The following is a 472-nucleotide window of genomic DNA, read 5'->3' as shown; positions in this document are numbered from 1 at the left end:
ATTTAATAGTGAGAAAGTTTACAATTCCTCTTTAGCTCAGTTGGTAGAGCAACGGACTGTTAATCCGTGTGTCGCTGGTTCAAGCCCAGCAAGAGGAGCCACATTCTTTAATTTTGATTAAGTCGAAGTTAAACGTAAGGAATTACGTTAAAAATTTTACAATTCCTCTTTAGCTCGGTTGATAGAGCAATAGAGACACTGTTAATTTGTATTTAGATTTAACAGTGAGAAAGTTACAATTCCTCTTTAGCTCAGTTGGTAGAGCAACGGACTGTTAATCCGTGTGTCGCTGGTTCAAGCCCAGCAAGAGGAGCCACATTAAGTTAAGCTTGATTATTTGAGCATAACGAGTCTGATAATTTGAAGACTTAAAAGAACAATTCCTCTTTAGCTCAGTTGGTAGAGCAACGGACTGTTAATCCGTGTGTCGCTGGTTCAAGCCCAGCAAGAGGAGCCACATTAAGTTAAGCTT

3 tRNA genes are annotated in these 472 nt (G+C 39.4%); all 3 read left to right on the top strand.

Annotation, left to right across the window (positions count from 1 at the left end):
* Nucleotides 1–25: 25 nt before the first annotated feature.
* The 3 genes from Q0794_RS18095 to Q0794_RS18085 all read left to right on the top strand — a co-directional run bounded on the left by Q0794_RS18095 (nucleotide 26) and on the right by Q0794_RS18085 (nucleotide 457).
* Nucleotides 26–101 (top strand) — tRNA-Asn (locus Q0794_RS18095).
* A 139-nt stretch (nucleotides 102–240) separates the two neighbouring features.
* Nucleotides 241–316, top strand: a tRNA-Asn gene (locus Q0794_RS18090).
* A gap of 65 nt (nucleotides 317–381) precedes the next feature.
* A tRNA-Asn gene (locus tag Q0794_RS18085) sits at nucleotides 382–457 on the top strand.
* Nucleotides 458–472 lie beyond the last annotated feature (15 nt).

The organism is uncultured Psychromonas sp. (genome assembly GCF_947489755.1).
GTDB lineage: Bacteria > Pseudomonadota > Gammaproteobacteria > Enterobacterales > Psychromonadaceae > Psychromonas.
Note: the sequence above shows the minus strand (reverse complement) of the source record. Positions and strands in the feature narration are given on the sequence as shown.